Here is a 23,469-nt window from a genome sequence, read left to right on the forward strand (position 1 = left end):
ACCCCGTGCCATCTGGGCAGCAGGCGCGCGCACAGGCAGCCGCGATCACACCGGGCAGGCGCTCGTCGGACGCGGAGGTCGCCTCTCCCGCCGAGCGGGTGCGGGCACTGTTCGGCGGCCATCGGCTGTCCCCCGGGCAGCGGCGCATCGCCCAGTTCCTCATCGACCACCTCACCGAGGCCGCGTTCCTGTCGATCACCGAGCTGGCCGAGCGCGTCGGTGTCAGCCAGCCGTCCGTGACCCGGTTCGCCACGTCGCTCGGGTTCAGCGGATATCCCGCGCTCCGCGAGGCCCTGCAGCCGATCGCGCTCAGTGCGATCGCCGGCGCCCCCGAGGAGGCGGAGGAGCGGCTCGGCAACGAGCTCCAGTCCGCGGTCGACGCCGAGATCGAGAACCTGACCGCCCTGCGGCGGGTGCTCGCCGACCCCGACCAGATCCTGGAGATCGGCCGCGAGCTGGCCCGGTCCGTCCCCCTGACCGTCGTCGGCCTGCGCATCTCGGTCACGCTCGCCGAGTACTTCGCGTACGCCGCACGCCGCATCCACCCCGACGTGCGGGTGGTGACGCGGGGCGGCAGCGTCGCCTACGACGGGCTGCTCCAGGCGCGCGAGGCGGGCGGGACCTGGGTGCTGGCGTTCGCGATGCCCCGGCACGCGAAAGAGACCCTCGCCGTGGTCCGGGCGGCCCGCCGCACCGGGCTGCGCGTCGTGCTGATCACGGACCTGGCGCTCGGCCCCTTCGTCGACGAGGCCGACGTGGTGTTCACCGCCGGTACGGGGTCACGGCTGGTCTTCGACTCGTACGCGGCGCCGGGGGTGCTCTCCGCGGCCCTGCTCCAGGCCATGGCGGACGCGGATCCGGAGCGGACGCAGCTCCGGCTGGAGAAGTACGAGCAGGCGGCGGAACAGCACGATTTCTTCCTGGACGACTGACCGGCGGCTGATTTTCATGCCCTGACGGTGCATGTAATTTTTCATGCACCTTGCTTACTCGACGGTATATATATTTACTGTGGGAGCCCCCACGGGCCCGAACAGAACATGCGGGTCGCCCCCTCCTCCTCAGACCCCCTGTTTTTGAACGGCACGGCGGCTCCGGTCAACCCCTGGGCCGGAGCCGCCGCACACTCGTCATGTCAGAGGAACGAAGCGAGACCGTCGAGCAGACGGTCCACGTCCTCGACCGTGTTGTACGGCGCCAGACCCGCCCGCAGCGCGGGACCCTCCAGCTTCAGCGCGGTGAACGGCTCGTACGCGTAGAACTGGCCGGCGGTGGCCAGGACGTCGCGGGCCGCCAGATGGATCTGTGCCTCGCGCTCGTTCCGTCCTTCGAGCGTCATCAGCAGCGTCGGCGTCCGGTCCTGCGCCCTCGAACGCAGGGTGACGGCGTCACCAAACGTCCGGAGCCCCTCTTCGAGCCTCGTACGGAGCGCCAGTTCGTGCGCGTGCAGGGAGCTCCAGGAGTGCGTGAGCCGCTCCCTTCGGGTGCCCCCCTCGCCCGGGTCCACCTCGGCGAGGAAGTCCACAGCCGCGCGGGCGCCCGCCAGGATCTCGTACGGGAGCGTCCCGAACTCGAAGCGCTCCGGCACGTCGTCGGAGGAGGGCAGCAGCTTGTCGGGGCGGAGGGTGTCGAGGAGCTCCGGCGCTGCGGCGAGCACCGAGCAGTGCGGCCCGAGGAACTTGTACGACGAGCAGACGAACAGGTCCGCGCCCAGCGCGGGTACGTCCACGAGGTGGTGCGCCGCGTAGTGCACCCCGTCCACGTACAGCAGGGCGCCGGCCGCGTGGGCCAGGTCGGCCATCCGGCGGATGGGCGGCTTGGTGCCGAGGACGTTCGAGGCCGCCGTCACCGCGACCAGGCGTGTCCTGGGGGAGAGGGCGCGCTCGTACGACTCCAGGTCGATCTCCGCCGTCTCCGGGTCGATCTCGATCCACCGGAGCGTCACGCCGGCGTGCGCGGCGGCCTGGACCCAGGGGCGGACGTTGGTGTCGTGGTCCAGACGGCTGACGATGATCTCGTCCCCCGCCTTCCACCCCTTGGCCAGGGTGCGGGAGAAGTCGTAGGTGAGCTGGGTGGCGCTGCGCCCGTGGACGATGCCGTTCGCGGGCATGTTGAGGAAGTCGGCGTAGGCGGCCCGGAAGTCCGTCACGGACTGCTCGGCGTTGAGCTCCGAAGGGCTGACCGTCCCCCGGTTGGAGAGGGGCCCGACGAGCGTCGCCGCGACGGCTTCGCCGACGGGGCGGGGGGTCTGCGTACCGCCCGGCCCGTCGAAGAAGGCGAGGCCGTGGTCGAGGGAGGGGAAGTGGGCGCGGAGGGCGGTGACGTCGAAGGCCATGGCGTCTGCTTTCTGTCCGGCGACGGGTGGGGCGACGAGGTGGGGCGGCTGTGCTGTGGGCTGTGCCTGGGAGCGGGGTGCCCGGTGGGGCACGGCTCCTGGTGCGTGGCGCCTCGGGGTGGGGCGCCGCCCGGTGCCGGGTCCGTCGATCGGGACGCCGGCACCGGGGGCCTGGAGTCTGCGCCGTTCTACTCCGTCACACCGAAGGCGCCGGAACCGCGCGGTCCGGAGCCGCCGGCGGTGACGCCGTGGTCCGGGCCGTGGCCCGTCTCCGCGGCCGTCCGCGCGCCGGCGGGCTGCTGCTGCTTCAGCGCGCTGATGTCGTGCGCGTACGTGCCCACCGCGTTGGCGATGACGTCGATGTTGCGGTCGAAGACCGCCATGCCGACGTTCCGGAGGGTGTCGCCGGCCGCGTGGTAGTTCGGGTCGAACGCGACCCCCGCGGTACCGCCGAACTTCTCGGCCTCGGCCTGCGTCTTGAGCGCCTCGGCTCCGGAGAACGTGCCGCCCGAGGGGATGCCGGCGTCGAGGAACGGACCGTAGTCGAAGCGGAAGACGAACGGCGTCCCGGCGTGCGGCTGGCCCTGCTTGCCGAGGAACGCGGTGATGTCCTGCTCGAGCCGGGCGGAGCCCGCCGGGGCGGCCTGCGTGTTGGCGCCGTCCGAGTTGTCGCCGTCGTAGACGAACATGCCCCCGTTGGTGGAGGAGATGAGCTCGAAGTTCAGGTAGAGCTTGATCTCCCGCTTGTCGAGCGGCGTCAGGTTCGCGATGTAGTGGTGGGAGCCGACCAGGCCGCTCTCGGCGGCCGACCACCAGGCGAAGCGGACCTTGTTGCGCGGGCTCTTCTCCTTCGCGGCGAACTTCAGCGCGACGTCGAGGAGTCCGGCGGAGCCGGAGCCGTTGTCGTTGATGCCGGGGCCCGTGACCACCGAGTCCAGGGAGGCGCCGAGCATCACCGTGTCGGCCGCGTTGCCGCCCTTGGTCTCGGCGATGACGTTATTGGTGGAACGATTCTCCTGGAGCTGGCGGATCTCGAGGGAGAGCTTCACCGGTCCGCCTGCCAGGTCCGCGGTGAGCTTCTCGCCGTCGGCCTTGCTGAGACCGCCGGTGGGTATCTTCGCGGCGGAGGGGTCGCCGAGCGTCCCCGAGAGCGGGCCGTAGCCGGCGTCGATGTTGTTGTAGATGAGGGCGCCGATCGCGCCCGCGGCAGCGGCCTGCTCCTGCTTGACGGCGAAGGCGCAGCCCCCGCGCTTGATCAGCGCGATCTTGCCGGTGAAGGTGCCCGGGGCGTAGTCGCCGGGCTCGCAGCCCGTGGTGCCGTCCGCGTCGACCGGCACGGCCGCCAGCTCGGCCTCGACCCCGCCGACGGGTGTCGACCTGGTGTACGTGAGGGCCTTGATCTCGATGTCGCGCGGGGAGGGCGTGACGGTGGAGAGCTTTTCGGCCAGCGTCTGCGTGTAGATGAAGGAGAACTTCTGGTACGAGACGTTGTACCCGGCCTTCTTTAACTGCTGGTAGACGTAGGCCGCCGAGGCGTCGTGCCCGAGCGAGCCGGCGACGCGGTGGCCGCCGGCCGAGTCGGCTATCGCCTGGAACTTCTGCAGGTGCTTGTAGGCGTCCTTGGCGGATGCCTCGCGGACGAGCGCCTTCGAGAGCGCGGCGGCGTCCTTGGCCGGCCTGTCCTGTGGGGAGGAGGCGGGTGAGGCGGAGCCCAGCAGGAGCGGGGTCGCGAGAGCAGCTGCGGCCAGGGTGGCCGCGGCTCTGCGAGGTGATGCGTTCACAGAGGTCCTTCCCGGTGCGAACGATGTTGAGGGGAAGCTAGCGATCTCTGGGGCGTTCTGTGAACACATGTGCCAGAACTCACTTTATTTCATGCACAGTTGTGGCGATGTCGTGGAGGAGAGGTGGGTGGACGTCCGGCGTCGCGCCGACCGGAGGGGAGTCCGCCCGGCTGCCGGGGACGGCCTCGCGGGCGGAGGAGTGTTCCGTTCCGGTCCCCGTCGACGCCAGGAAATGCTCGTGGGCGAGCCGGCGCAAGGCGGACACGGCGATGTCGCCGAGTGCGGTCACCGCCACCAGACTTGTCGCGGCGCTTTCCGGGTGGCCCTGTTCGCCGAGAATTTGCACCTCGAGCCGTGCGATCCGCTCCAGGTGTTCGGCATAGGCGTGGAACAACCGTGGAATTTCATGGTGACCGAGCGATGTGCAGGCTACGGTCACCTGGCAGAGCGTCTGCCAGGCGGGGTTGTCCGGGCTCACCTGCCAGCCCCAGCCCCGGACCAGGTCGGACACCCTGGCCTGAGCCCGTTCCCACTCCTCGTCGTGCGAGGCGGAGCCGGGGCTGGGTAAGGCGTACTGCGTGATGCGGAGCAATTCGCTCGCCGGTGGGCGTTCGTCCTCGACGTGCCTGACGAGTCGGCGTACCTCGGCGTGCGGAAGCCCGCCGATGTTCAGCAGCGCCTTTACCAGTGCAACCCTGCGTACATGTGATTCATCGTATTCGGGAAGTGTGGGAAGGAGATCGAGGTCCTGATAGGAACGGAGTGTGCGAACCGGGACGTTGGTCCTGCGGCTCAGCGCGGAGAGCGGTGACATATTCCACCGGGATTCGGTCGGATACTGGGGACGATGTGCTTCACGGCCGGACTGGGAATTCCCGGTCGCGGTGACCTTATGCGGCACGAATGCAGGGGCACAAGCATGGTGATGGTCGCGGCCGGGGAATTGGCTCAAAGGGGAGTTTCGCTGTCCCGTGAGAGATGCGTGTCGTCGCGGAGCCTTCCGGGCGGGTACGGGCCGGGACGGCCGGCCTCTTCGCCCGCGCGGACGCGGTTCGGCCTGAAAAGACTGTTGACGCGCCTGGCGGGGAGGGTGTGGGGCGGGAGGATTCTCCGTCGGCGCCGCAGCGCGCGCCGGTGTGTTCGGCGCGCGTTCGTCCGCCACTCGGTTCATGTTCGGCGCCCGCTGGTACTCCTGGGAAGTGGATATGCCGGGCGTTCGTCGCCGTCCGAGTTCATTCGTCGGATTTGCGTGGCGGAGCAAAGCCGTGGAGAAAGCTGGATTCCGCGGGCGCGGCACTTGACGTCCTTTTGCCGGTACGGCATGATCATGGCGATCTCCGGCCTTTCTCTCCGTTTTGCACCGACTGCGCGACGAGGGGCCGGAGGAGGGGGAAGGTATGGGGGAGGGGGAGACGTGTCCGACGCGTCGGCGCAGGGAAAGCCACGCCAAGGTCCTTGTGACGAAGACGGGGGACTGGTCGCGGAATTAGTCGCCCGCGAGCCCGAGTTGCTCGAAGCCTATCGGAGCAGGCTCGTCGAGCAGCGGAATCCGATCGGTACGAATGTGGAAGTCTGGGATTCCGTATGTGCGCGGGTTCATGGAATCCTCTCAGAATGCGCCGCCGTCCTCGGGAGCGGCGCCACGGCGTCCCGCGACGGCGGACCCGAGCCGCGTCCGACGCCACGCCGCCCGGGGGGAGCGTGGAGCGAGCGGGGGACGGTGCCGGTCCACGCCCTGCGCGCGGGGTCCGTACTCGTCCAGGTCGTCGCCGAGTTCCTGGAGCGGTCGCTCACGCGCCGGCCTGCCGGCGACCTGAACGCCACGAGGGTCCTGGCGACGCTCCAGGCGGCGGTCACCCGATCCCTCGAGAGTGATGCGGACGGTCCCGACCTCCATCTCCTCGACCTCGTACGGGAGTCCGCCCGGCAGAGCCGCGACGCGATGGCGAGGGAGATCCACGACCGCATCGGCAGCGCGGCCAGCCTGGCCCTGCGTCAGCTGGAACTCTACGAACTCACCCAGAACGTCTCCTCGGCGACCGACCCTCGCCTCGACAGCCTGAAGCAGGCCATTCTGGAGACGATGCACAGCACGCGGGACGTGGTGACCGAGCTGCGGACCGGCGCACACTCCGCCGGCTCCCTCCAAGGGGCCCTGGCCGCCTTCGTCACCGCCATGGCCGTCGAGCGGCCCGTCGTGGAGATCCGGATCGACGACTTCGACGATCCGCTGCCCGGCACCCTCGGCGAGGAGCTCTTCCTCGTCCTGCGCGAGTGCCTGCGCAACGCCCTGGCGCACGCCCGCGCCTCCCGTGTGACCGTCGACGTGCGGTGGGACGTCCGGGGGCTGGCCGCCCGGGTGAGCGACGACGGAGTCGGTCTTCCCCGGGAGTGGGCGTTCGGCAACGGCCTCGCCTCCGTGGCCGAACGGATCCGGCTGCTGGGCGGCCGGATGGAGATCGACAGCGCTCCCGGCGCGGGCACGACCCTCGCCTTCACGGTGCCGGCGGGCGAGGAGTGGCATGCGGACGCCAGATGAGACCAGGCCGCCGTGGCCGGGGGAGCCGATCCGCATCATCGCGGTCGACGACCACTCCCTCCTCCGCGACGCCCTCTGCCAGCTCCTCGACGCGGAGCACGACCTGTGCGTCGTCGCCGAGGCGGACACGTCCGTGGGCCTCGGTGACCTGGTGGCCAGCACCGGAGCACACGTGGTGCTGCTCGACGTGGAGATGCCCCACCATCACGCCCCCAGTGTGGTCAGCGAGTTGACCGTGCGCTTCCCGCGCCTGCGGGTGCTGATGCTGTCCATGCACGACCACGGCCCGCTCGTGCACGAGCTGCTCGCCCGCGGGGCCCACGGCTATCTGCACAAGAGCTCGCCGCGCGACTCGCTGCTCTGCGCCATCCGCGGGGCCATGGCGCGTGACCCGCAGGTCATGATCGCCCTGCCCGGCAGGGCCACTCCGGAGACCGCCATACGCGGCGTCGGGAACTCCCTCTCGCCCCGCGAACGGGAGGTGCTCACCCAGGTCGCCGGCGCGCTGAGCAACCGGCAGATCGCGACCAGGCTGGGCATCACCGAGGCCACCGTGAAGCGGCACCTGCGGAACATCTTCGAGAAGCTGGGCGTGGCCTCACGCATCGGTGCCGTGAACAAGGCGGTGGAGGCGCGCCTCATCGACCCCGCCGGGAAGGGCGCACGGTCCCTGTCGGTCCCGGAGCTGGTGTGCCGCCGGGTCATGTGACCGTGAGGACCGGCCCGTACAAGGGTGATCGGCCTACTCCTTTCGGAGCATGCCCGATGCTCCCTGAAGGCCTGGTGTCGCACCGGTGTCCGGTTTAGATTCGGCCCATGCCTCGAGTGACGCCTCGCGAGACTCACCTGCCGGCACGCGGCGCGGATGCGGAGTCCGGCGCGTGTCATGGCCACAGCAAGGGCCTCTGCGGCCCGCGCTCGTGGCCGCCGCGCGCGTCCTGAGCGACCGGGCAGGTCACCTGCCCGCGCCGGCCGCCTCCCGCGGAGACACCGGCTCTTCATGAACAACGCGATAAGCGGCGCAACTCGCCGCCTTCGCGCAGCCCCGGGGCCCGAACGGCCACCACCGGGAACCGACATGAACAGCACGCGACCCTGAGGGGTGAACGGGACATGACCTGCACGGGGGCACCTCTTCGCATACAGCTCTTAGGGCCGATCCGTGCCTGGCGGCACGGGGAGGAAGTGGCGCTGGGCTCGCCCAAACAGCGCGCGGTCCTGAGCCTGCTGGCCAGCCGGGCGGGCGAGGTGGTGAGCGGGGACACCATCACCAGCGCCCTCTGGGGCAGCGACACCCCGCAGACCGCGGCCAACGGCGTCCACACCTATGTCGCCCGGCTGCGCCGGGCGCTGGAGCCGGGACGCGGCAACAGAGCGGCCAGCACGGTGCTCTCCTCGGAACCCGGAGGGTACTGCCTCCGGCTCGAGCCCACGGACGTCGACGCCACGCTCTTCGTCGAACGCCACGGCCACGCCCGCAGATCACGCGAGGGCGGCAGTGCCGAGACGACGTTACGGCTGTACGAGGACGCCCTGGCCCTCTGGCGGGGCGAGGCGTACTCCGGCGTGCCCGGTCCCTTCGCCGCGATGGAGGGCGTCCGTCTGCGGGACCTGCGCCTCACCGCCGTCGAGGAGTGGGCGGCGGTCATGGTCGAGGCGGGCGAGCACGCCGAGGTGGTCGACGCCCTCTCCCGCGCCGCGGCGGAGGAGCCGCTGCGCGAGAAGCTCCGCTGGCTGCTGATGCTGGCGCTCTACCACGCGGGCCGCCAGGCGCACGCCCTCGCGGTGTACGCGGAGACCCGGCAGCTGCTGCGCACGGAGCTGGGCATCGAGCCGGGGACCGAACTGCAGGACCTCCACCGGCGGATCCTCGCGGGGCAGCGGGAGTTACGGCTCCCCGGCGGCGGCCTCGCCCCCCGGCCCCGGGACGGGCTCGGCGCCGGATACCCCTTACCCGCGCAGCTCCCGCCGGTGGCCCGCGGATTCACCGGACGCGACACCGAGCTGAAGCAGCTGGAAGGTCTCCTCGACGACGAGCCCACGAGCCGCGGGACCCTGCCGAGCACTCCGGTGATCGTCGTCGACGGCCCCGCCGGTGTCGGGAAGTCCGCCCTCGTCCTGGAACTGGCCCACCGGCTCACGGACCGCTTCCCCGACGGCCAGCTCTACGTCGACCTCTGCGGCAACGGTCTGCGCGGCAGGCCGCTCACCGCCTCGGACGCGCTGCTCCAGCTGCTCACCAGCCTCGGCGCCGACAGCACCCGCATCCCGCGCGACCTCGCCAGCCGGGCCACGCTCTACCGCAGCCTGCTGTACGGCAGACGGATGCTGATCGTCCTCGACGACGCGCTGAGCGTGGACCAGCTCCGCCCGCTCATCCCGCGCGGCGCGTCCTGCGTCGTCGCCACCAGCCGCCAGCGGTTCGGCGGACTCGCCGCCCGCGACGGGGCACGCACGCACACCGTCCGCCCGCTCGCCGTCGACGAGGCGGCGCAGCTGCTCACCGCCCTGTCCGGAGGCCGGCTCTCCGGCGAGCCCCGGACCGCACGCCGACTGGCGGCGCTCTGCGGCGGACTGCCGCTCGCCCTGCGCATCACCGCCGAGGGGATCGCGACCAACCCCGACGTCCCGCTGGCGACGCTGGTGGAGCAGTACACCGTGGAGAGCGGCCGGCTCGACCGCTTCACGGTGGCGGACGACGCCCTGGCCAGCGTCCGCGACGCGTTCGAGACCTCGTACCAGGCACTGCCCGCCGAGGCGGCGCGGATGTTCCGCTTCCTGGGCCTGGCCAAGGACGGCCCGATCACCGGCACGGTCGCGGCGGCCCTCGCCGACACGGACCGTGACACCGCCCGGACGCTGCTCGACACGCTCGTCGCCCACCATCTCCTGGAGGACCACGGCCACCGCTACCGCCTCCACGACCTCCTGGGGATCTACGCGGCGGAGTGCGCGCAGAGCGAGCCGATGCTGAACCGACGGGCCGCCCTCGCGCGCCTGGCGCAGGCGCGGCCGGTCGTCCTGGACGACCGGCCGGCGGAGAAGGAACGGGGAGAGAGCTACGCCGTGGTGCTGCGCCGCGCCGCGGTGCTCCGCAGGGCCGCGTTCCGCCGGTGCGACGACGTCACGCGGCCGACGGACCTCACCGCGAGGTGAGGGCGGCGTCCTCGGGCCCGGTCGGCATGGTGCGCAGCCTGCCGACCGGGGAGAGGAAGATCGGGATCAGCATCGCGGCGGAGAGCAGGCCGCCGATCCACAGGGCACCGTGCAGCCCCGCCATCGCCGCGAGCAGACCGCCGACGGGGCCGCCCAGCGCACCGCCGCCGTACAGCAGCATGCGCATCGCGGCCGTCATCCGTCCCATCAGGTGCTGCGGCGTGATGGTCTGACGCAGACTCACGATGAGGACGTTCGAGACGCTCGCGCCGAAGTACTCCAGGAAGAAGGAGGCCACGAACAGGCCCACGAGGAGCCAGCGCGGACCGCCCGCCGCCGGGACGAGCAGCGGACCGAGGAAGATGATCGACACCGACACCCGGTAGGCGGTGCCCACCGACAGCCGGCGCACCACCATGCCCGACACCAGCGCGCCCAGGAGTCCGCCCACGGCCGCCGCGCCCATGACGAAACCGACCGCGGCCGCGGACAGCTCCTTGTCGCGCACCGCGTACAGCAGGAACAGCGTCTGCACCATGGTGAGCAGGAAGTTGCAGGAGCAGCCGACCAGACCCATCGCCCGCAGCCACCGGTTGCCGAACACCCACCGCAGGCCCTCGGCGAGTTCGGCGCGCAGCCGGCGCTTCTCCGCAGGCGGCTCGGGCGCCGGCTCGGGCTTCCTGATGAGGATCAGCGACAGCACCGACAGGGCGTACGAGAAGGCGTTGGCGGTCATGGCGAAGGGCGCCGAGAACGCGCTCACCAGCGTGCCGGCGAGTCCCGGGCCGGCGATGTCCGCCGACGAAAGGGTGGCGTTCAGCTTGGTGTTGGCCTCCAGCAGGCTGCGCCGGTCCTTCACCAGGACGGGGACGTACGACATCCAGCTGACGTCGAAGAGCACCGTCGCGACCCCGATGCCGAGCGCCAGGGCGTACAGCGCCGGCAGCGTCAGCAGGTCGAACTCGTACAGGACCGGCACCAGGCCGATCAGCACCATCCTGACCACGTTGGCGCCCAGCATGACCGGGCGCTTGCGTATCCGGTCCACCCAGACGCCGAAGAGCAGCGCGAGGCCGAGGAAGGGAACGAGCTGGGCGAACCGCAGCATGCCCAGCTCCCCGGCACCCACCCCGAAGACCAGGACCGCGGTCAGCGGAAGTGCGAGCTGGGTGATCTGGGTCCCGTAGAGGGAGAGCGCCTCGCCCGTCCAGAACACCATGAAGTCCCTGTCGCGCCAGAGCGACCGAGGGGGGCCCTCCGCCTCGGCCGCGGGGGCCGGGGCGGTGGGTGTGCCGTGCTCCGTCATGCCGGATTCGCCTCCCCGAGAGCCTGGTCGACGATCGCGCTGATGGCCGTGAGCCCCGGGCCCTGCCACACCGAGTGGTGGTCGCCCGGTGCCGTGCGCACGGTGAGCCGGCTCACGTACGGACTCCAGTCGAGCAGCCGCTCCACCGAGTCCTCGGCCTTGATCAGGATCGCCGGACCGTCGTGGACCGCGTCGAGACGGTGCTCGCGCATGGCCACGACATGCGTACGGAACAGGGCGTACCGCTCCATCAGGAACTCCGCGTCGAACTCCTCCGGTACGGCCCCGTGGAGCTCGGCCGCCTCGAAGACCTCGGCCGGCTCCGCCCCCGGACGCACACCGGCCAGCGCCTTGTCGACGCCCGGGGCCCGGTCACGGGTCACGCCGAGGAAGTCGTACAGGAAGTAGCGGGCCAGCTCGTCGTCGGGCGGCACCGACTGCGTCCCGGGAAGCGCCGCGTCGACGATGACGAGCAGCGGCACCTCCTCCCCCTCGGCGGCGAGCATCCGCGCCATCTCGTAGGCGACGACGCCGCCCAGCGACCAGCCCAGCAGCTGGTACGGACCGTGCGGGCGGGCCGCGCGGAGTGAGGCCGTGTGCAGCTCGGCCAGGGCCCGGATGGAGGTGAGGGGTTCGGAGGCACCGTCGAACCCCGGCGCCTCGAAGCCGAACACCGGCTGTCCGTCCCGGAGCCGGTGCGCCATCGCCGAGTAGCAGAAGGGAGAACCGGAGACCGGATGGACACAGTGGAGCGGGAGCCGGTCGCCCTCCGCCCGGAGGGCGACGAGACTGCCGACGGACGGTTCGATCACGGTGCGGACGCTCCGTTCGGGGTCGGTGCGGGCTGCGCGAGCCGCTCGTCGATGACGAGCGCGATGCTCCGGACGGTGCTCCCGCCGTACAGCAGACGGACGTTCACCCTGATCCCGAAGTGCTTGTTGAGCCGGGTGACCGCGCGCATGGCCTGGAGGGAGTTGCCGCCGACCGCGAAGAAGCCGCTGTCCGCCCCGAGCCGTGCGACGCCGAGCACGGCCGCGAAGATCTCGGCCACCGTCCTCTCGGTCTCCGTGGCCGGAGGCGCGTAGCTCTCCTCGGGCTCGCCCGGGTCGTCGGGCGGCGCCGGAAGGGCCTTGCGGTCGACCTTCCCGTTGGGCGTCAGGGGCAGCTCGTCCAGGACCAGCACGGTGCTCGGCACCATGAAGCGGGGCAGCGAGAGGGCGGCGTGCTCGGCGACCGCCTGCGCCTCCACGGTCCGGCCCGACTCGGCGACGACGTACGCGACCAGCCGCCGGTCGCCCGACCCGTCGGGGTGCGCGGTGACGACCGCCTCCCGCACGGTGTCGTGGGCGCGCAGCACGGACTCGATCTCGCCGAGTTCGATCCGCAGACCGCGCAGCTTGACCTGGAAGTCCGCCCTGCCGAGCAGTTCGATCAGGCCGTCGGGCCCGTGCCGGGCGATGTCGCCCGTCCGGTAGAGCCGCTCGCCCGACACCGGGCCGCAGGACCAGTCGAAGAACCGCTCCGCGGTCTGCTCCGGCCGGCCGAGATAGTCCCGGGCCAGTCCGATCCCCGCCAGATGGAGTTCACCCGGGACACCGGGGGGCACGGGCCTGCGGCTCTCGTCGAGGATGTACGTGCGCTGGTTGGCCATGGGACGGCCGTACGGGATGCTCGTCCAGCGCGGGTCGGTCTTCACCACCTCGTAGATCGTCGAGTGGATGGACGACTCGGTGGCCCCGCCGAGGGCGACGAAGCGCAGGGCGGGGGCCTTCGCGCGGGCCCGGTCGGGCAGCGACACGGGGATCCAGTCGCCGCCGAGCAGGGCGAGCCGCAGATCGTCCAGCGGCCGGGCGCCGGTGCTCTCGAGATGGTCGACGACCATGTCGAGGAGGGCCGGGGCGGAGTTCCACACGGTGACCCGGTGCTCGGCCAGCAGGTCGGCCCAGTGCTCCGGGTCCTTCGCGCGCTCCGGCTCCGGAAGGATCACCGTGCCGCCCGCGGCCGTCAGCCCCAGGAACTCGTACACCGACATGTCGAAGCTGGGCGACGACAGGGCGAGGACCCGGTCACCGGGACCCACGCCGAAGCGGGTGTTGAGGTCCGCGATGTTGTTCATCACCCCGCGATGGCGCAGGGCGATCGGCTTGGGAGCGCCGGTGGAGCCCGAGGTGTGGATGATGTACGCGAGATCCTCGGGCGTCGCCCCGCCCTCGGGGTCGTGCGCGGGGAGCGCGGCGAGGACCGCCTCGTCCCGGTCCAGGAGCACCACGGGAGTGGCCGGGTCGATGTCCGGCAGCGGCAGGCTCTCGGCCGGCCCGGTCCTGCTGACCACGACCGCGCAGGACGTCCCCGCGACCATGGTCGCGAGGCGCTCGCGCGGGTAGTCGGGGTCGAGCGGCACATAGGCGCCGCCCGCCTTGAGCACGCCGAGCACGGCGACCAGAAGCTCGGCGCTCCGGTCCAGGCAGATGCCGACGCGCCGGTCCGGGCCGACACCCAGCGTCCTCAGGTGGTGGGCGAGCCGGTTCGCCGCCTCGTTGACCTCGCGGTACGTCCGGGTCCCGCCGCTGCCCAGCAGAGCGGGGGCGTCGGGGGCCTCGGCGGCGCGGGCCTCGAAGGCGGAGTGCAGGCACACGCCGTGCGGAAGGTCGGCCGCGGTGTCGTTCCACTCGACGAGCATGCGGCGGAGTTCGTCCTCCGGGAGCAGCCGCAGCTCCGCCACCGGACGCTCCGGGTCGGTCAGCCCGTCCTCCAGGAGCGTGCGGTAGGAGACGAGGAACCGGCGGACGGTGTCCCGGTCGAAGAGTTCGGGGGCGTACCGCAGCTCCGCGCCCGGCAGCCCGTCGTCCTCCTCGCCCGGCGCGTGCAGCACCAGCTCGAACTCGTCCTGCGGGCCTGACCCCTCGACGGACTCCCGCCCGGCCTCGGTGCCGAGGGCCAGCCCGGTGAGGGCCGCCGCCCCGGGGACGGTCCGGCCGAGCCGGACCGTCCCCGAAGCGGGGGTCGTGACGAGGAAGCCGAACGCGGCCTGACCGGTCCAGCGGTGGAGCAGCGCGGTGAAGCCGGCCAGCAGCATCTCCTCCGGGGCGGTCCGTGCCGACGGGCCCAGCGCCAGCCGGACGGAGTCGCTGCGGTCCGGAGCGGCTCCGGGCAGTCGCGGGCGGTCCGCCGGCAGCAGCGCGGGCGGCGCCGTTACGGGTGCCGGAGCGGGCTGCGGGGCGGGTCCCTGTGAGGCCGTCGCCTGCGCGGGAGGCGACGCGGGAGTGGTGTTCCGGCTCAAGACCTCTCTCCTGCCTCGCGGTCGGAGCCCTCGGCGGGGCCGAGGCCGGCGCCGAAGGGCAGGGGGTGGGCGCGGCACAGGGTGGCCACCTCGGCCACCACACGGTCGCGGACCCCGGGGTCGGTACGGAACTCGGTGTCGCCGAGCACCGTGGTGGCCATGAGCACCTCGTGCAGCAGAGCCGCGCAGACCCGCATCTCGGCGGGGCCCATGCCGCGTTGCGCCAGCACGTTCGTGCCCAGACGCAGGCCGCTGGCGACGAGCGGGGCCTTGGTGTCCTTGGGGATGCGGTTGCGGTTGGTGAGGATTCCGCACGCCTCCAGGGCGCGTTCGGCGACGACACCGGTGATGCCGCGGTCGAACATGTCCAGGAGCACCATGTGGTTCTCGGTGCCGCCGGTCAGGACCCGGTAGCCGTACTCGGCCAGGGCGTCGGAGAGCGCCGCGGCGTCGTCGCGTACCAGCCGCATGGTCGCCCGGAACTCCGGCTCGGCCACCAGCTTGAGCGCGTGTGCCTTGGCGGCGACCGACGCAGGGCTCGGCGTCCCCTGGGACTGCGGGAAGACCGCGCGCTGCATCAGCCGGTCGAGCGGGGTCCGGCGGGAGTCGGGGCCGGGCGCCCGGTGCTCCTCGCCCATGAGGATCAGCCCTCCGCGCGGCCCGCCCAGCTGCTTGTACGTGCTGGTGGTGGTGACGTGCGCCAGGTCGATGGGGCTGGGGTGCTCCCCGGCGGCCACCAGGCCGGCGATGTGCGAGATGTCGGCCACCAGGTAGGCCCCCACCGAGTCGGCGATGGCGCGGAACCGGGCGAAGTCCAGCGTCCGCGGATAGGCGCTGGCTCCCGCGATGAGCACCTTGGGGCGGTGGGCCAGGGCCAGTTCGGCCACCTGGTCGTAGTCGATGAGCCCCTGGTCGTCGAGTCCGTAGTGGACGGCCCGGTAGTGGTGCCCGGTGACCGAGGCGGCCGACCCGTGGGTCAGGTGGCCGCCGGAGTCCAGGTCGAGGGCGAGCAGGACCCCGCCCGGGGGCAGCAGCGCCGCCAGCACGGCCTGGTTGGCCGAGGAGCAGGAGTGCGGCTGCACATTGGCGTACCGCGCGCCGAAGGCGTGCTTGGCGCGCTCGACGGCCAGACGCTCGGCGGCGTCGAACCGCCCGGCGCCGGGGTGGTAGCGGGCCCCCGGATAGCCCTCGGCCGTCACGTTCGACAGGGCGGCCCCGCCCGTGGCCAGGACGGCCGGGTTCGCGACGCTGGCGGACGCCACCATGGCGAGGGTCATGGCCTGCTCCTCCACCTCGCGGTCGAGGAGCAGGGCCAGTTCGGGGTCGGTCCGGTTCAGCAGCGCCACACCCTGGCGCAGCAGCAGGGCCTGCGCGGAGTCATGGGCGGAGCCGGAGCCGTTCTGGGAGGCGTACGCCTGCGCGGACGGGATGGCCACCCGTGGGACCTCAAGCACGCGCGCCCGCCTTGGACTCCACCAGCGTGTCGATGGCGGTGGCGACGGAGGCGACGGTGGCCCCGCCGTACAGGGAGCGGACGTTGACCTTGACGCCGAAGTGCTTGTTGAGCCGGCTCACCACCCGCATCGCCTGCAGCGAATTGCCCCCCAGCTCGAAGAAGTTGCCGTCCGCGCTGACCTGTGTCATGGACAGTACAGCACCGAAGACCTCGGCCACCTTCTCCTCGGTCGCCGTCACCGGGGCGACGAAACTGGCCGTCCCGTCACCCGAACCCGACGCCGGGGCGGGGAGCTTGGCCCGGTCGATCTTGCGGGCCGGGGTCAGCGGGAACTCCGTCAGCTCCACCCAGCCCGTCGGCACCATGTACTCCGGCATCGTGCTGCCCAGGTGCTCGCGGAGCTCCGCCACCGTCGGCGGGGTGTCGCCGAGGACCGTGTAGTACGCGACGAGCTGCTTCTCCCCGAAGTCCTCACGCAGCAGTACCAGGGCCATCCGCACCTTCGGGTGGGTCAGCAGACCGGACTCGATCTCGCCGAGCTCGATCCGCAGACCACGCAACTTGACCTGGTTGTCGAGCCGCCCGATGAAGTCGATCTGCAGATCGCGCGTCCAGCGCACCAGGTCGCCCGTGCGGTAGACCCGGCCCTCGCCCAGGAACGGATCCGGGACGAACTTCTCCTGCGTCATCTCCGGCAGGTTGAGGTACCCGCGGGCCAGACCCTCGTCGCCGCCGATCAGCAGCTCACCGGGGACACCGACCGGCACCAGGTTGAACTCCTTGTCCACCACGTAGTGCAGCCTGCCGAACTCGGGCCGGCCGATGGGCGGCGAGGACAGCCACTCCTTGTGCTCGCAGAGGTACTCGGTGGTCGCCACCGACGCCTCGGTGGGGCCGTAGAGGTTCACGAACTTGCGCCCCGGCAGGTTCCACTTGTTGACCAGTTCGGCCGGCAGCGCCTCCGCACCGCCCATGATGTACTTCAGGTCCGGGTACGGCCCCGCGTCCACCACCGACAGGATCGCGGGCGACAGACCGGCGTACGTCACCCGCTGGTCCCGGATGAGAGAGCCGAGGGACTCCGGGGACGAGGCGTCCTCCGGCGCCACGAGCACCAGGGCCGAACCGCTGATCAGACCGGCGAAGATCTCGCCCTGGGACATGTCGAAGGTCAGCGCGGGCAGCTGCAGCAGCCGGTCCTCGGTGGTCCACTCGCCGAAGCTGCGCCGGTACGCCTCGATGAACATGCGCAGGCCACGCTGCTCGATCATCACGCCCTTCGGGCGCCCGGTGGACCCCGAGGTGTAGAGGACGTAGATCAGGGAGTCCGGCTGGGCCCACTCCTCCAGCGGCTCGTCGTCCGGCTGCGCCTCGATGGCGTCCCAGTCGGTGTCGATGTTGACGCTCGCCCAGCCGCACGACTCCGGCAGGTCGCCCACCGAACCGGCCCGCGTGATGACCAGCGGGCTCTTGGTGTCCCGCAGCATGTGGTCCAGGCGGGCGTTGGGGTGCGAGGGGTCGATGATCGTGTACGCGGCGCCGGACACCATGACACCGAGGATCGCCACCAGCGCGTCCAGGTCACGGTCCATCGCGATGGCGACGACCTCCTCCTGGCGCACGCCCCGGGCGCGGATGTACCGGGCGAGCTTGCCGGCCCTGCGCATCAGCTCGCCGTACGTCATCTCCTTGCCGCGGCAGACCGCCGCGACCAGCTCGGGGTTCTCCCTCGCGATCCGGGCGATCGTCGCGTGCACCGGCTCGGTCGGGTAGTCGAAGTCGGCGCCGCGGCCCACCTCCAGGAGCTCGGCGCGCTCCGACTCGGCAAGCAGCGGCAGCGCCGCGACCGGGGTCTCCGGGGCGTCCGAGGCCGCGTCGAGCACGTTCCGGAAGTGCCCGATCATGGCCTCGACGCGCCAGCGGTCGTACAGGTCGGTCGCGAACTCGACGATCAGGCGCAGCCGTTCGGCGCCCTCCACGAAGCTGAAGGAGAGGTCGAACCGCGAGCGGGAGGTGGCGAGCGTGATCGACTCGGAGGTCAGCCCGGCCAGCTCCAGGGAGTCGCCCGTCGCCGCCTCGCCGAGCAGCTGGCAGGCGATCTGGAACAGCGGGTTGCGCCCCGCGTCGCGCGTCGTCTGCACACGGTCCACGACGTGGTCGAACGGCACGTCCTGGTTGTCGTACATGTCGAGGTTCGCGTCGGCGATGCGCTCCAGGAGCTCGGCGAAGGTGACATCGCCCGACAGGTCGCAGCGCAGCACCGTCATGTTGATGAACAGACCGACGACGTCTTCGAGTTCGGGGTCGGTACGGCCCAGCATCGGCACGCCGAGGGCGATGTCGTCCTGCCCGCTGTAGCGGCTCAGTACGACGTTCAGCGCCGCGGCGACCACCATGTAGAGGGAGGCGCCCTGCTCGTGCGCGAGGGCCCGGGCCTTCGTCAGCAGTTCGGCCGGGAAGTCGACCACGAAGGTCTCGCCGTTCTGCGTGGGCTCGGCCGGCCGCAGCCGGTCGGCCGGCAGTTCGAGCGCCTCCAGACCGGCCAGCCGCTCCTCCCAGAACTTCAGCTCCTCCTCCCACACCCCGTCGGCGCGCTGCTTGCGCTGGCGCTGGATGTGGTCGGCGTAGCCGATGGACAGCTCCGGCAGCGCGGGCGTCCGGCCCGCGGCGAGCTCTCCGTACGCCTGGGAGATCTCACGGCTGACGACACCGCCGGACCAGCCGTCGGTGACGATGTGGTGGAAGCTCAGGCTTAGCACGTGGTGGTCGTCGGCCAGCCGGAAGAGCTGGAACCGGGAGATCGGGCCGGCGGCCAGGTCGAACGGCGTGTCCGCCTCGGTCTGCAGCGCCTCGCGCAGCTCGTTCTCGGCCTCGTCGGGCGCGAGCCCGGACAGGTCCCGGAGCGGCAGCGGCCGGTCCTCGGCAGGCGAGACGACCTGGTAGGGGACGCCGTCGGCCGCGTGGAAGGTCACCCGCAACTGCTCGTGGCGCTTCACCAGCACGTTGAGCGCGCCCTCCAGGGCGGCCGTGTCGAGCGCACCGCGCAGCCGGTAGGCGAGGGGGACGTTGTAGGTGGTCTCACCGGGGCTCATCTGGTCGAGGAACCACAACTGCTCCTGTCCGAAGGACAGTTGGATGCGCGACTCGGCGGTGTGCATGCTCATCGTCACAGAACTCCGTTCGGCTGTTCACGGTGGTCGCCCAGCGGGCGCGGGGAAGCGACCCGGACCCTCGCGCCCCGGTGCGGCAGGAAGCGGGCAGGGCAGGTCGGGGCATGACGGGGTAGGGCGGTGGCGGTACGGGAGAGGGAGCGGGGCCGGAACCTGGTGGGCCGGGTGCGGCGGCCGTAGGCAGGCGGCCCGCATCGGGGCGGCCCTCGGCGGGGTCGGCCGGGAGGGCGCCCCGGCGGTTCAGCGGTGGGGCGGTTCGGTGGTTCAGCGGTGGGGCGGTTCGGTGGTTCGGTCGTTCAGAGGGGGCGGTTCGGGTTCAGCGGGTGGTGCGGCGGCCTTCGCAGGAGCGGGGCGGACGAGCCGGTCAGGCGGCCGGAGCCGGCGCCTGACCCGGGACGGGCGACGCGGGTCTCAGGACCCGCTCCACGCGGCCCAGCCCCTCGGCCACGTCCTCCGCGGAGCGCGCGAAGCAGATCCGGAAGCCGTCGCTGGCCCCCAGCGTCTCGCCGGGCATGAGCAGCACGCCCAGGTCCAGGGCTCTGCGGCACATCGCCAGCGGTTCCTCGCCGGTGGTGAGCCAGAGCCAGGCGAACGGGGTGTCCTCGGGTTCCACGAGGGTCACCGCGTCCGCGTTGCGCCGGGCGAAGTCCCGTACGAGTCCGAGACCCGTGCGGGTGATCTCGCGGTAGGCGCGCAGATGGTCCTCGCGGTGGGCCAGGACGTCGACGGCCAGCGTCTCGCACAGCACCGAGTTGGAGATCGTGGACAGGAACTTGCGCCGGGCACAGAGCTCCACGACGTCCGCAGGCCCGTAGAGCCAGCCGACCCGGAGCCCCGGGAAGCCGTACACCTTGGACAGGCTCGACACCGAGATCACCCGGTCGGCGCCGACCGCCGCGGAGCGCGACAGGTCGAGCGCGTACTCCTCGTCGAGCAGCAGATGCGCCCCCGTGCGGGACGCCAGTGCGAGCAGACCGCGCAGGTCCTCGTCCGCGATGCGCCGACCGGTGGGGTTGCAGGGGCTGTTGGCGACGATCAGCTTCACGTCCGGCCCGGCCGCCGCCTCGGCGGCCTCGATGTCGAAGCTGAGATCCGGCCGGAACCCGACGAGTTCCACCGTGCAGCCGAACTCGGGCGGCACGTCCCAGGACTGCTGCCAGCCCGGCCGGAAGGCGATCACCCGGGACCCGGGCGTCAGCAGCGCGGCGTACACGAGGTAGAGCGCCTGCTGCGCGCCCACGGTGACGAGGACCGACCCGGCAGAGCCGCCGTAGAGGCCGGCGACCGCGGTGCGCAGGGAGTCGAGGCCCCGGTCGTGCCCGTAGTCCAGTTCGAGCCCGGGCGGCACGTTGAGCGCGTCGAGGCGTCCGGGGACCATGTTGCTGTCCCCGAGGTCGATGTCGAAGCGGCCGGCGGCGTCCTCGAAGACCCACTTCTGGATCGGATAGTCGCGCGACTCGCGCGCGTACGAGGGGAGAGTCACCGTACGGTCCCCAAGGTCGCTTCCGCCGGAACGGTCCGGTCGAGCCGGGCGCGGAGGGCCGGAGCGAAGGAGCCGGCGGCGACCTGCTCGGCGTCGCCGGTCATCGTGACCGCGCCGTCCTCGGCGACGGTGATCTCCACGCTGCCGCCGGGCATCCGGACCTCCACCCGGCTGTCGCAGAGCCCCAGTTCGCGGGCGGCCGACACCGCGGCGCAGGCACTGCTGCCGGACGCCGTCACGTAGCCGGCGCCACGCTCGAAGACCTCCAGCTCCATCACGGACCGGTCCGCCATCCGTGCGAACTGCACGTTGGTGGCGTTCGGGAACCGCGGGTGCCGGGCGATCCTCGGGCCGAGTCGCCGGGCGAGGTCCGCGGACGGGGCGTCCACCAGGACCACGGTGTGCGGATTGCCGTTGTACACCGAGGTGACGGTCAGCTCCTCGCCGTCCACGGCCAGCGGTACGCGCACCGCCCGGCCGCCGTGCGGGGCGCCGTCCTCCCGGAGCAGGGGCAGATCGGCGGCGTCGAAGCTGGGGCGGCCCATGCCGACCTCCACCCGGCCTTCGGCGGCGTCGACGACCCGCACCGGGCAGTCGCCGGCGGCCGTACGGAGGGTGAACTCGCGCCCGTCGGCCCAGGCGCCGGCCTCCTGCGCGGCGAGGTGGAGCGCGAACATCCGCAGGCCGTTGCCGCTTCGGCCGCAGTCGGACCCGTCGGAGTTGTACAGGTCGAGCCGGACCGGGACACCCGGGCGGGGCGTCTCCAGCGGCCCGTACAGGACTCCGTCCGCCCCGATTCCCCGGTGCCGGTCGCAGACCAGCCGGATCGCCTCCCGGGTCAGGGGGAAGTCCGTGCTGCGGGGGTCGATCACCAAGTAGTCGTTGCCTGCTGCCTGGTATTTGTAGAAGTCGATCACGGGATGATCTCCCTTGGCTGCTGGGCGCGGTGCCGCCCCGAGGCGTGGTGCCTCACCTCGGGGCGGCACCCGGGATCACTGCTCGGAGAGCGCGGCGGCGTCGTGCTCCTCGCCGTACCACTTCTCCGCCCACCGGGAGAAGGCGATGATCACGATGTCGCGGTGGCCGGGGCCACCGTCGGCGGAGAGGACGTCGGTGACGTCGTGGGCCAGCGCCCGGTCGTCCAGGAGGACGGCCTGACCCGGCTCCAGCGTGCCGCTCCAGAAGGGCTCGTCGGCGCCGGGGTTCCACAGCCGGGTGGTGCCGCCGGCCACGTTGACCTTGTTGAGGACCGCGATCATCACGAACTCGTGGCCGTCGTGGTGCACGCCCTCGGGGGTGAGGGGGCCGGGCTTGCCGCCGTCGGCGCGGGTCCGGTTCTGGTGGACGTTGATCTGCCAGTCCTCGGACCGGTCCAGACCGAGCTCACGGACGCCGTGCTCGATGAGCGGGGTGAAGTCCACCTTGATCGGCTCGTACACGCGGCGGATGCCGCCGCCGACCGAGTTGAACTTCTTGTACGTCGTGTAGTCGCGGTGCGCGAGGCGCTCGAACGACCATGCCTCGTCGCCCTGCGGCTTGAGGCGGTACTGCGAGAACCGCTTGAAGCGGGTGCCGTTCCCCATGTACTCGTCGACCGGGCAGTCGTCGTAGCTCGGCAGGATGTCGGCCGAGACCTCCGGCAGGTCGATGATGACGTAGCGTTCGCTGCCAAGGGCCATGATCTCTCCTCCAGAAAAGGGTGGTGTCGTCGGAGTCGGACGTCGGGCGTCCGACGTCAGGCGGCGACGGAAGGCATGCGCTCGTCCAGGTAGGCGGCAGAGGAGTTGAGCCGCCACAGGATGCCGCGCGCGATGGCACGCCGCATGTCCGCGGACTCGGCGGCGGGCAGCACCACGTTGTGGAACCAGCCCTGCGCGTGCTGGGAGTCGATCGTGATGTGCAGCTTGTGGTAGGTGATCCCCACCTCGGGCAGGCCCAGGCGCTCCCAGGCGTGCACGACCTGGACGAAGCGGTCCGGAGCCATCCACTCGGTCATGCCGAGGAAGCCCACGGCCTCGGGGTAGAGCGTGCGGTGCCGGCAGAGCATGACCGCGAGGTTGCCGTTGAGCAGCGAGGTGGCGGTGAGCGAGCGGGCGAGCTCCTCCTCGGAGATCTCGAAGACCTCGTAGATCTTGTTGAAGAGGTGGGTGTGGACCTCCTCGGGCTTGCCGTTGCCCATCTCGTCCCAGAAGTTGGCCGCGATCTCCATCTTGGCCGGGCCGGCGGTGCCCACCTGCATCATGGCGAGCAGGTCGTCGAAGCGACCGTCGACGACCGACTCCTGCATCACGTAGTTCCGCAGGTCGTCGTGCGTGGCCGTGTTGCGGATGAACTCGTGGTAGTAGGGGTGCTTGTACACCCGGTGGCCGCGAGCGGTGTTCTTGAGCCAGGTCAGGTACTCCCGCGGCTCCGTGGGGGCGTCCTCGAGGAGGCCCGGCTCGATCAGCCGGTCCTGGGCGGCCGCCGTGGCGGTCTCCAGGAGGCGGGCTATCTCGTACACGACGACGGAGCCCTCGGCGCTCTGCTGCTGCGGGATCTTCGTGTACAGCTGGTAGATCCGGTCGAGCAGGTACTGCTGCGCGTACAGGGCGCCCATGTCACCCCCGGCAGCGGCGGTGTTGATGTCGGCCACCTCGCCCAGGACGCGGCTGCGCTCGCTGCCCGACAGGGCGTCGACCTTCTCAGGAGCGGAACCGAGCCATGCGCACACCCTGTCCACGGTGGACAGGAACGGGTCACCGGATACGGTCGGACCCTTGGAGCCGCCGACTTCAGGCATGTGTTTCCCCTTGGATTCACTGGACGAATCAGATTTCCGACGAAGGCCTGCCGTACCAGACTTGCGGCGATACGTTCTTGCTGGGCCGCGTGGGCGGCGGGCGTTGCCATTCTGCAAGGGGCCCGCTGGACGGAATATGTACGCGCTCTGTACGACCGGACGGGGCATCGGAACCGGCCGGTGG

At 71.5% G+C, this 23,469-nt stretch carries 16 protein-coding genes; 4 read left to right on the top strand and 12 right to left on the bottom strand.

Annotated elements, in window-relative coordinates; genetic code table 11:
• Positions 1 to 5 precede the first annotated feature (5 nt).
• Complete coding sequence (locus ACF1G2_RS26640) at positions 6 to 932, top strand: MurR/RpiR family transcriptional regulator (protein ID WP_391800690.1); 927 nt, start codon at positions 6 to 8, stop codon at positions 930 to 932.
• Between the two features lie 203 nt (positions 933 to 1,135).
• Here ACF1G2_RS26640 and ACF1G2_RS26645 read toward each other — a convergent pair whose 3' ends face one another.
• The 3 genes from ACF1G2_RS26645 to ACF1G2_RS26655 form a co-directional block, all read right to left on the bottom strand.
• On the bottom strand, positions 1,136 to 2,335 hold the full coding sequence (locus ACF1G2_RS26645) for a cysteine desulfurase-like protein (protein WP_391800691.1): 1,200 nt from the start codon (positions 2,333 to 2,335) through the stop codon (positions 1,136 to 1,138).
• 188 nt (positions 2,336 to 2,523) lie between these two features.
• Positions 2,524 to 4,116: a M28 family peptidase gene (locus tag ACF1G2_RS26650; protein WP_391800692.1), complete on the bottom strand. Its 1,593-nt coding sequence runs from the start codon at positions 4,114 to 4,116 to the stop codon at positions 2,524 to 2,526.
• 79 nt (positions 4,117 to 4,195) lie between these two features.
• Complete coding sequence (locus tag ACF1G2_RS26655; protein ID WP_391800693.1) at positions 4,196 to 4,930, bottom strand: MerR family transcriptional regulator; 735 nt, start codon at positions 4,928 to 4,930, stop codon at positions 4,196 to 4,198.
• A 906-nt stretch (positions 4,931 to 5,836) separates the two neighbouring features.
• Here ACF1G2_RS26655 and ACF1G2_RS26660 point away from each other — a divergent pair.
• The 3 genes from ACF1G2_RS26660 (at position 5,837) to ACF1G2_RS26670 (ending at position 9,811) form a co-directional block, all read left to right on the top strand.
• Positions 5,837 to 6,655, top strand: coding sequence for a sensor histidine kinase (locus ACF1G2_RS26660; protein ID WP_391800694.1), 819 nt, complete (start codon positions 5,837 to 5,839; stop codon positions 6,653 to 6,655).
• Positions 6,639 to 7,364 (top strand): LuxR C-terminal-related transcriptional regulator, encoded by a 726-nt coding sequence (locus ACF1G2_RS26665; RefSeq protein ID WP_391800695.1) that lies wholly within the window; start codon positions 6,639 to 6,641, stop codon positions 7,362 to 7,364. The genes ACF1G2_RS26660 and ACF1G2_RS26665 overlap by 17 nt, the downstream gene beginning before the upstream one ends.
• A 476-nt stretch (positions 7,365 to 7,840) precedes the next feature.
• Positions 7,841 to 9,811, top strand: coding sequence for a BTAD domain-containing putative transcriptional regulator (locus ACF1G2_RS26670; RefSeq protein WP_391800696.1), 1,971 nt, complete (start codon positions 7,841 to 7,843; stop codon positions 9,809 to 9,811).
• Here ACF1G2_RS26670 and ACF1G2_RS26675 read toward each other — a convergent pair.
• The 9 genes from ACF1G2_RS26675 to ACF1G2_RS26715 all read right to left on the bottom strand — a co-directional run bounded on the left by ACF1G2_RS26675 (position 9,798) and on the right by ACF1G2_RS26715 (position 23,285).
• On the bottom strand, positions 9,798 to 11,117 hold the full coding sequence (locus ACF1G2_RS26675) for an MFS transporter (protein WP_391800697.1): 1,320 nt from the start codon (positions 11,115 to 11,117) through the stop codon (positions 9,798 to 9,800). The two genes, ACF1G2_RS26670 and ACF1G2_RS26675, sit on opposite strands and share 14 nt — an antisense overlap.
• Positions 11,114 to 11,929 (bottom strand): alpha/beta fold hydrolase, encoded by an 816-nt coding sequence (locus tag ACF1G2_RS26680; RefSeq protein WP_391800698.1) that lies wholly within the window; start codon positions 11,927 to 11,929, stop codon positions 11,114 to 11,116. Before ACF1G2_RS26680 ends, ACF1G2_RS26675 begins: the two co-directional genes overlap by 4 nt.
• A complete protein-coding gene (locus ACF1G2_RS26685; RefSeq protein WP_391800699.1) occupies positions 11,926 to 14,397 on the bottom strand; it encodes an amino acid adenylation domain-containing protein in 2,472 nt (823 codons plus the stop codon). The genes ACF1G2_RS26680 and ACF1G2_RS26685 overlap by 4 nt, the downstream gene beginning before the upstream one ends.
• Positions 14,394 to 15,851 (bottom strand): serine hydroxymethyltransferase, encoded by a 1,458-nt coding sequence (gene glyA, locus ACF1G2_RS26690; RefSeq protein WP_391800700.1) that lies wholly within the window; start codon positions 15,849 to 15,851, stop codon positions 14,394 to 14,396. Before glyA ends, ACF1G2_RS26685 begins: the two co-directional genes overlap by 4 nt.
• Complete coding sequence (locus ACF1G2_RS26695) at positions 15,844 to 19,017, bottom strand: amino acid adenylation domain-containing protein (protein WP_391800701.1); 3,174 nt, start codon at positions 19,015 to 19,017, stop codon at positions 15,844 to 15,846. Before ACF1G2_RS26695 ends, glyA begins: the two co-directional genes overlap by 8 nt.
• A gap of 370 nt (positions 19,018 to 19,387) precedes the next feature.
• Positions 19,388 to 20,506, bottom strand: a complete 1,119-nt coding sequence (locus ACF1G2_RS26700; RefSeq protein ID WP_391800702.1) for a pyridoxal phosphate-dependent aminotransferase — start codon at positions 20,504 to 20,506, stop codon at positions 19,388 to 19,390.
• A complete protein-coding gene (gene dapF, locus ACF1G2_RS26705; protein WP_391800703.1) occupies positions 20,503 to 21,423 on the bottom strand; it encodes a diaminopimelate epimerase in 921 nt (306 codons plus the stop codon). Before dapF ends, ACF1G2_RS26700 begins: the two co-directional genes overlap by 4 nt.
• A 75-nt stretch (positions 21,424 to 21,498) precedes the next feature.
• Positions 21,499 to 22,185 carry a 2OG-Fe dioxygenase family protein gene (locus ACF1G2_RS26710; RefSeq protein WP_391800704.1) on the bottom strand — a complete coding sequence of 229 codons (687 nt, stop codon included), beginning with the start codon at positions 22,183 to 22,185 and terminating at the stop codon, positions 21,499 to 21,501.
• 56 nt (positions 22,186 to 22,241) lie between these two features.
• Entirely contained in the window at positions 22,242 to 23,285 is a 1,044-nt protein-coding gene (locus ACF1G2_RS26715; RefSeq protein ID WP_391800705.1) for an iron-containing redox enzyme family protein, read from the bottom strand.
• Positions 23,286 to 23,469 lie beyond the last annotated feature (184 nt).

The organism is Streptomyces sp. NPDC013457 (genome assembly GCF_043089925.1).
In the GTDB taxonomy this organism is placed as follows: Bacteria; Actinomycetota; Actinomycetes; order Streptomycetales; family Streptomycetaceae; genus Streptomyces.